This is a genomic window from Microcystis sp. M144S2, assembly GCF_020246065.1.
GTDB lineage: Bacteria > Cyanobacteriota > Cyanobacteriia > Cyanobacteriales > Microcystaceae > Microcystis > Microcystis ichthyoblabe_A.
The window spans coordinates 1-7,638 of sequence record NZ_JADBTR010000132.1 but is presented as its reverse complement, the minus strand read 5'-3'; the positions used below and the strand labels follow the sequence as shown (position 1 = coordinate 7,638).

The 7,638-nt window shown below is 46.8% G+C and carries 7 protein-coding genes and 1 pseudogene; 6 read left to right on the top strand and 2 right to left on the bottom strand.

The genetic code is table 11. The features are described 5' to 3' along the window. Positions 1 to 512: 512 nt before the first annotated feature. On the bottom strand, positions 513 to 1,439 hold the full coding sequence (locus tag IM462_RS15320; protein ID WP_287700931.1) for an RluA family pseudouridine synthase: 927 nt from the start codon (positions 1,437 to 1,439) through the stop codon (positions 513 to 515). A 538-nt stretch (positions 1,440 to 1,977) separates the two neighbouring features. Beyond that, positions 1,978 to 2,427 (bottom strand): nucleoside-diphosphate kinase, encoded by a 450-nt coding sequence (gene ndk, locus IM462_RS15315; RefSeq protein WP_002800982.1) that lies wholly within the window; start codon positions 2,425 to 2,427, stop codon positions 1,978 to 1,980. A 334-nt stretch (positions 2,428 to 2,761) separates the two neighbouring features. On the opposite strand from ndk, the gene IM462_RS15310 reads away from it, so the two are divergent. The 6 genes and pseudogenes from IM462_RS15310 to IM462_RS21075 all read left to right on the top strand — a co-directional run bounded on the left by IM462_RS15310 (position 2,762) and on the right by IM462_RS21075 (position 7,496). Further along, positions 2,762 to 3,400 (top strand): histidine phosphatase family protein, encoded by a 639-nt coding sequence (locus IM462_RS15310; RefSeq protein ID WP_194018391.1) that lies wholly within the window; start codon positions 2,762 to 2,764, stop codon positions 3,398 to 3,400. Between the two features lie 49 nt (positions 3,401 to 3,449). Continuing rightward, entirely contained in the window at positions 3,450 to 4,094 is a 645-nt protein-coding gene (locus tag IM462_RS15305) for a histidine phosphatase family protein (protein WP_002759710.1), read from the top strand. Between the two features lie 500 nt (positions 4,095 to 4,594). Next, positions 4,595 to 5,308 (top strand): biotin--[acetyl-CoA-carboxylase] ligase, encoded by a 714-nt coding sequence (locus IM462_RS15295; RefSeq protein ID WP_287700925.1) that lies wholly within the window; start codon positions 4,595 to 4,597, stop codon positions 5,306 to 5,308. Positions 5,309 to 5,353: 45 nt separating this feature from the next. Then, a complete protein-coding gene (locus tag IM462_RS15290) occupies positions 5,354 to 6,598 on the top strand; it encodes a M23 family metallopeptidase (RefSeq protein ID WP_287700927.1) in 1,245 nt (414 codons plus the stop codon). Positions 6,599 to 6,946: 348 nt separating this feature from the next. Then, positions 6,947 to 7,228, top strand: a complete 282-nt coding sequence (locus IM462_RS15285; protein WP_002800999.1) for a hypothetical protein — start codon at positions 6,947 to 6,949, stop codon at positions 7,226 to 7,228. 1 nt (position 7,229) lies between these two features. Further along, positions 7,230 to 7,496 (top strand): annotated as a pseudogene (locus IM462_RS21075) (type II toxin-antitoxin system RelE family toxin). Positions 7,497 to 7,638 lie beyond the last annotated feature (142 nt).

Genomic DNA, 7,638 nt, shown 5'->3' with positions numbered 1-7,638 from the left:
CGATTGAGGGTGTGATTACCGAAGTGGTCTTTTAGTGATCGCTGGCGATCGAGCTTGGGGGGGTTTAAATAGGGTCTGCGGCAAAAAGTTTTTCGTGGGGGCAGGGTGTGGGGTGTGGGCTTCGGCCGTGAGCTCAGCCGAACGGGTGTGGGGTGTAGGGTGTAGGGTGTGGGGTGTGGGGTGTGGGGTGTGGGGTGTGGGGTGTGGGCTTCGGCCGTGAGCTCAGCGTTCGACCGAGCTCACGCCGAGGTCCGAACGGGTGTGGGGTGTGGGGTGTGGGGTTTTACCCATTTTCAGACGGTCAATTACCCAATTTTCAGGGAAAAAGTCCCAGAATTTTCGCCCCGATGACTCCCGTCTGGCACTTTTTGAGATCAAAAAAGTCTAAAAGTCTTATCCAACAAGGTTTTTAGATTTGTTCAGCCAACCCTAAATATTGCTAGATTTGGAGATTTGCGCTATTAAACCTCTTGCAAAAGTCAAAAAGTAATCAATCCTGATGCTGAAAGCATCTATTCTTCTTTCTGTTGCCTGACTTCTGCAAGAAGTCTATCCACTAATTCCGGCGGCGCTGGACAACAAATAGAGATTCTTTCCCCTGTACTGGGATGATTAAAAACGATTTGATTGGCATGGAGATAATAACCACAATCTCCCGGGACCGCATCCGGTCGCGGTAATCCCCCCAGACCATACAAGGGATCACCGATTAAAGGATAGCCAAAAAAGGCCAGATGAATGCGAATTTGATGGGGTCTGCCCGTAAAAATTTGTACTTCTAATAGGGTACTATCGGGATGTTTTTTTAAGACTCGACCATCACTGCGGGCCGATAACCCATCTGTGAGCGCACCGTAAACATAGCCTAAAATGGGATGGGCGATTTTCCCGATCGCTTGATTAATACTAAAATTATCCGGTATGTCGCCCTGACCAACTAAAGCTCGATATATTTTGGTAATTTTCCCCTCTCGCATCTGTTGACTCAATTTAGCTCTAGCTGGCTTTGATTTCGCCATTAAGACTATACCGGAAGTGCCGCGACCAAGACGATGAATTGGATAGGGAGTGACCTCGGCATAATGCTGATGTACCAAATGGATGAGAGTATGTTCGAGAAATCCACCCCCCGCTAACACGGGTAATCCCGAAGGTTTCGCCACCACTAACACCTCGGCATCCTCGTAGAGTACCTCAAAAAAGAGCGGTACATCCGGTTCTGTCCAAGGCGCGCGCTGATAGGTCAATTGCTGCCCGATTTCTAAGACTGTATCGGGGTAAGCGGGACGACCATTGACTAGAATTGCTGCTGATAAAATGCGATCGAGCCATTCTTCCGGGCTAGAATGGGGATATTTGCCCGTATAGTAGGCTAATAGGCTTAATCCTGCCTGATTTTTGCTAATTTTATCTCGATAAATCCAACCTTGATTGGCCATTGGGGAAGTGGGGTGTGGGGTGTAGGGTGTGGGAAGAATAAATAAAAATAATCTCCTGACTCCTGACTCCTGACTCCTATCTCCTAACTCAATGTTAGACAAAGATAAGCAAAAGTTATTTATTGACTCCAAAAACTTGAGAATATTTAAATTAACATTCCGCAATATTTACAAATTCTTAAGAATTAATTGAGAAAGATTTTTATTTAACAACGATGTTACAATGGTTACAGCGATTTTACTGAATTTCATAATGGGTTATTTTGTGCTTTTTTGGTCAGCAAGGGTTGAAACCCTTGCCACACCTAGAGGGTGATCCCAATTAAGACAGGTAAATCAGTCAATTTCACCCACAACGATGATCTTTTTTTTGTGTAGTTTTATTGCAAAAAAAAAGTTTTTTTGACAAAAAGCACAAAGTATGCAGGGGTAGTTATTGCAGAGAGGGGAGAAGGGAGAGGGGAGAAGGAAGTAAAACAATCTCCTGTCTCCTGACCCCTGAACACTGACGACCGACTCCTGACTACTTCAAAGGGAATTACTCTACCACCCAGGGAGTGATGGCGGGAGTCCAATTAGCCAATTCTGCATCGCTAAACCAGAGACTAACTTCATCTTTGGCGGTATCTGGACCATCGGAACCATGGATAAGATTGCGTCCGACACTAATGCCAAAATCACCGCGAATCGTACCAGGTTCAGCATTGAGGGGATTAGTGGCGCCAATAATTTTTCTAGCGGAGGCAATTACTCCTTCTCCTTGCCAAACCATGGCCACCACGGGGGAGGAGGTAATAAAATCGACCAAAGAACGGAAAAAGGGTCTTTCTTTATGAACAGCGTAGTGTTTTTCCGCTAATTCGCTAGAAACCTGCATCATTTTCAACCCAACCAGCGTAAAACCTTTAGCTTCAAAGCGTTGAATAATTTCCCCCACCAGATTGCGCTGCACACCGTCGGGTTTAATCATTAAGAAAGTGCGTTCCATACTGCCTCTTAAAATTTAGCCATAAATTGTCACAAAACCCAGATTAACCCGGAATGGCATCCTAGAGAGTGACAGAATTTCGCTTCAATTGCTGAGTTAGCTTGCTGTCCGACTGAGATAGAAAGTTTTCGTTTTGGCTCCCTGCTTCCCACACTCTGCCCCCTGGAAAAACTTTTTTAGTAAACCCCAAATATAGTGGTAATTTAGAGAATTACTGGGAAACAAAAGGTAAAAAGGATGATTGTAGCGGCGAATTGCCTTCGCCCTCTTTTAATAACTTCTGCTTATCACTATAAGTGGGAGAGAGTCACAAATATTGAGATGCACCCAAAAGATGAGTCTAAAACTTTACTTTTTGCGTCATGGCGAAACCACAGCCAGTCAAACGGGTAGTTTTTGCGGTCGATTAGACTTGGAACTAACCCCAGCCGGCTATGAAATGGCCAAGGATTTCGCCCTTGCCTATCGAGATGTGCCTTGGACAGGCATCTATTCTAGTCCCCTCAAACGCACCATGGCCACAGCCACCCCTTTAAGCGAACTCTTAGGTATTCCCATCCACAAACGGGAAGGATTAAAAGAGATTGCCTACGGCCAATGGGAGGGAAAAACCGCAGCCGAGGTTAATCGGGAGTTTCATGATGATTATGTGCGCTGGTTAGCAGATCCGGGCTGGAATTCTCCCACAGGAGGCGAAAAAGGCATCGATATCGCTCGCCGCAGTTCGGAGGTATTAGAGGAAATCGACCATAATCACGATGATGGCCATATTTTGATCGTTTCCCATAAAGCAACGATCCGAATCGTGTTATGTTCTCTTTTAGGCATTGATATCGGCCGTTATCGCGATCGAATTGCCATGCCCGTGGCCTCGGTAACGATCGTCGAATTAGCCGAACACGGTCCCCTCTTTCAAGTTATAGGCGATCGCTCTCACCTCCGCAATGACCTGCGCTCGCGAGCGGGAACCTAACCAGTCAACAGTAACAAGGGAAGCCCCGGATTTGGTCTGCTGAAAAACTATGTGCTTGATGTTATATTTTCTACGACACGGACAGACAGCCTATAGCAAAACGGGAGGATACTGTGGTACTCCAGAAAATGATCCCGGTTTGACTGCCGAAGGCATCGAAATGGCCGAGGAATTCGCCGATGTCTATCGTTCTTTACCTTGGCGTGCAGCCTATGTCAGTCCCCTCCAAAGAGCTATTCAAACCGCTAAACCCCTCTGTGAAGCGGTGGGACTAAAATTAGAAATCCGGCAGGGATTACAAGAGATCGGTTATGGTCTTTGGGAAGGTATGCACCCTAACGATATCGATCGTCAATATCATGATCTCTATGTGCGTTGGTTGACGGATCCCGCTTGGAATGCTCCCCCCAACGGGGAAAGGGGCATCGATATCGCCCGTCGTTCCGCAGCCGTTTTGGAAGAAATCGAACACACCCACAGTGATGGCAATATCTTGATCGTTTCCCACAAGGCCACCATCCGGATCATGCTCTGTAGTCTGATGGGCATTGATGTGGGCCGTTATCGCGATCGATTTGAAATGCCCGTGGCCGCTGTCAGTATTGTCGAATTAGGCAGTCGTGGCCCGCTTTTCCATGGCATCGGTTTACGTTCCCACCTCAGTGAGTACCTGCGTTCTCTTCCTTGCACCTAATCAGTTATCAGTGATTCAGTTATCAGTGATCAGATGTCAGTTTTCATACTCAATCCGGTTATTAAAAACTGATTATCTATTCCCTCTTTTGCCTTTTGCCGTTCGGCTGAGCTCACGGCCGAAGCCTCTTGCCTTTTGCCTGTCCTGATATGTAGCCTATACTCAACGGATTTAGCATTACTTCCGACTTGATCATTCAATCCAAGCTTTTGGGGGGTAGAACCCCCCAAACCCCCCGTTGGGGGCGTGGCGCGGTCACTGAGCGTGTCGAAGTGCCGCCCCCAAACCCCCCGCGCATTAGTTTTTCGGTGGGATGCTTACACGCAGCTGCTGACACATCTGTAATCATTTAAGAGTCACTCCACTTGCAGGAGTGCCTCTCCTGATATTTAGCCTATACTCAACGGATTTAGTATCAGGTCACTGATTACTGTTTACTGTTTACTGGACGGCTACGCCGTGCCTTTGGCAACACTGAAAATACTCCCCACTCCCCATTTATGCCCAAAATCCATCACTTTGAGCTATTACCTTCCACTAATACTAAAGCTTGGCAATTATTAGAGTCGGGGGAAAAGCCGCCTTTTGTGGTGACTGCTAGTCAACAAAGTGCCGGGAGAGGACAATGGGGACGGGAGTGGATTTCTGAACCGGGAGGATTATATTTATCTTTGGCTTTAAATCTTGATTTAGAGGTGGATAAATCTGCCCATCTCGTTCTCGCTACAGTTTGGGGCATCGCTTATCACCTCAATTGTCAAGAAATACCTGTTAAAATCAAATGGCCGAACGATTTGGTATTATTAGGGCGCAAACTAGGGGGAATTAACCTAGAAACCCGTATTCAGGGCCAAAACATCCCGCAAGCAGTCATCGGAGTAGGCCTCAATTGGTCTAATCCTGTCCCCCCCACCGGTATTAATTTACAGGCTTTTACTGGCAATAAAATCACCTCGATCGCTCAGTTAACCTCTCTCACCAGTGATGCTATCCTATACGGCTATGAATATTACTGTCATAGCGGCATAAAAGTCCTATTAGCCTCCTATTTAGAACTTTTTGCCAATTTTGGTCAAAAGATAGCTTTCGAGGGCTATCAGGGTATAATAACCGGGGTAAGCGATCGAGGAGAATTAAAAGTTAAACTCACTTCGGACAATGCCAGTAGCGAAATTTATATACCGGCCGGTAGGGTTAGTCTCGGCTATAATTGAGTCTAAATATTTTTTTGACTAAACTGTGAGAAGTGAGGCCGCCCTATGTATCCTTCATCGGTGATATTGAAACTTTTTCTCGGAAAATCCTTAAAAAAGAAGCTGAGTTTATGCAGTGGTCTCGGTTTAGTAATCAGCGGTCTGCTCACTCTTGCTCCCAATGCGATCGCTAATTCCGAAACTGGCAGCGAAACCCCGGTAGTGGAAAATGCCGCCCCGACTCTAAAAGCCCCCGTTATCAAAGAAAATACTAATCCTGCCCCCCGTCTGGCTATCCCCGAAAACCATCAAACCGATATGCCTACCCTTGCCCCCCGGGCCGGCGGTAAAAATAATTTTATCGATACTAGAAACTTTAACCCCCCCAGTTCCGTTGTCGTCACCGAGCGCCGCAGTGGTTGCCAAACCATCGCCCAAAATGGTCAACTGGTAGGAGGTAGCTGTAATCTGGCGGCCCGGTCTTCCCGTCGTCAGCCGGTCAGCACTGTGGCCAAACCCTTACCCCCGGTTAATCTGGCCCGGGTGCGTCTCAATCCTAATCCAGCCGTGCGAGTAGGACGGCAGCCCCGAAATCAGCCGGTTATCGCTAATAATTCCCTGGGTCGTTATGCCCCCACTCTCGTGGCCTCTAGCTCCCCGGTACGTCTGGCTGCCCCGACGGTGATTCCCAGTCAGGTGGTGGCCCTCAATCCCCCGGAATGGAATGGCGTAAAATTGGCTTTGGCCCCGGTGACTCGCGCAGAAGTGGAAGCAATCAGCGAAGCGACCACCTATGAGCGGGCCACCCGTTTAAGTCCCACGGATTCTAACCCAACTCAACGCACCGATTTACTCTTTCCCCTCGCCCTTCCCGCCCAAATTACCTCGGTTTTCGGGTGGCGAAATCATCCGGTCAGCGGGAATCGGGCCATGCACGCGGGTACTGATTTAGGCGCACCTATGGGAACACCTGTATTAGCCGCCTACGCAGGGGAAGTGGCCACCGCCGACTGGTTGGGAGGTTACGGATTAACGGTGATTTTACGTCACCTCGATGGTAGTCAAGAATCTCGTTATGCCCACCTTTCGGAAATTACTGTCAAACCGGGAGAATGGGTGGAACAGGGCGCGGTTATCGGTCGTGTGGGTAGTACGGGACTTTCTACCGGTCCGCACCTACACTTTGAATGGCGACACCTAACCGAACAGGGTTGGACCGCCGTAGATGCCGGTTTACATCTAGAATTAGCCCTCGATAATCTGGTGCAGAGAATGCAAATGGCCGCAGCCACTGACCCTAATCAGAATTAATTTGTTTTGGGTTACAAATATAGCGGTTTTTGGAACTTAAAAACGCATCGTTGAGCTTTTGCCCAATTGATGCGTTTTCATACATTCGCAGTATTAAGTAGTTGGACAAAAGTAAAGTTAACTGTGGGGTAAGGGACTTGCGCTTTGATAATGTACCTTTTGGGCGAACGCAGTTCGCCCCTACATTGTGGACAAAATCCGTTACTGTAGGGGCGCAAAGCTTGCGCCCTCCGATCAATTGGGATATTATTCCCACGCAAGTCCCTAAGGAGTCGGTCGTCAGGAGTCAGGAGACGGGATACACGCTAAGATACAAATAATAAACTTGAGAGAAGCACTTGATTAAATATGACTCTAACTAACGTTGAAGTAAATCCCTCGACTCCAGAAGATTTTTTAGATTCTGAAACATTAGTACAGGTCGATTTAATGCAGCAAAAGATTCAACAATATATACAAACCCTATCAGTAGAAAATTTAAAGATGATTCTAGAATTTGCCGCTTATTTGTCAGATAAAGAAAGTGAAAAGGCAACGCAAGAAATTAGAGCAATCCCGAATATTATGGAACATTTGAAAGAAGCTGAAATGGATTTACAATCAGGTTGCCTCATTGATTGGGAAAGCTGAGATGACTTATAAAGTCCGTTTGACAGCTAAAGCAAATAAAGTTTATTCTGAAGCGGATTCAATCTTAAAAAAGAAGATTGCTAAGTGTTTAAAACTCCTTCAAGAAACACCGAAAAATCACCCTCAAATTAAAGCATTAAAGGGAGAATTTGCCTAGAAGTATCGCTTCCGGGTTGGAGACTATCGGGTTATCTATACCGTTGATGATAGTCAGTCTCAAGTTATCGTCTTGCTGATTGAACATCGCAGTCAAGCTTACCGCCAATAAATAGGGTTTGCTGAATAAATGTGAAATGTAGGCAAGGTAGAGGTTTTGTGGCTTTTCTCCCGAAACAGGTGCAAGATTCTGAGAGAATCGTGCTTCAAAACCTTGCGTCTTCATGGTTCCGCGTCCTGTAGGGGCGAAGCAT

Excerpts from the sequence above, each read along its gene's own strand:
- IM462_RS15290 (WP_287700927.1), top strand. The coding sequence starts at position 5,354 with ATGTATCCTTCATCGGTGATATTGAAACTTTTTCTCGGAAAATCCTTA.
- IM462_RS15295 (WP_287700925.1), top strand. The coding sequence starts at position 4,595 with ATGCCCAAAATCCATCACTTTGAGCTATTACCTTCCACTAATACTAAA.
- IM462_RS15285 (WP_002800999.1), top strand. The coding sequence starts at position 6,947 with ATGACTCTAACTAACGTTGAAGTAAATCCCTCGACTCCAGAAGATTTT.
- IM462_RS15310 (WP_194018391.1), top strand. The coding sequence starts at position 2,762 with ATGAGTCTAAAACTTTACTTTTTGCGTCATGGCGAAACCACAGCCAGT.
- IM462_RS15320 (WP_287700931.1), bottom strand. The coding sequence starts at position 1,439 with ATGGCCAATCAAGGTTGGATTTATCGAGATAAAATTAGCAAAAATCAG.
- IM462_RS15305 (WP_002759710.1), top strand. The coding sequence starts at position 3,450 with ATGTGCTTGATGTTATATTTTCTACGACACGGACAGACAGCCTATAGC.
- ndk (WP_002800982.1), bottom strand. The coding sequence starts at position 2,427 with ATGGAACGCACTTTCTTAATGATTAAACCCGACGGTGTGCAGCGCAAT.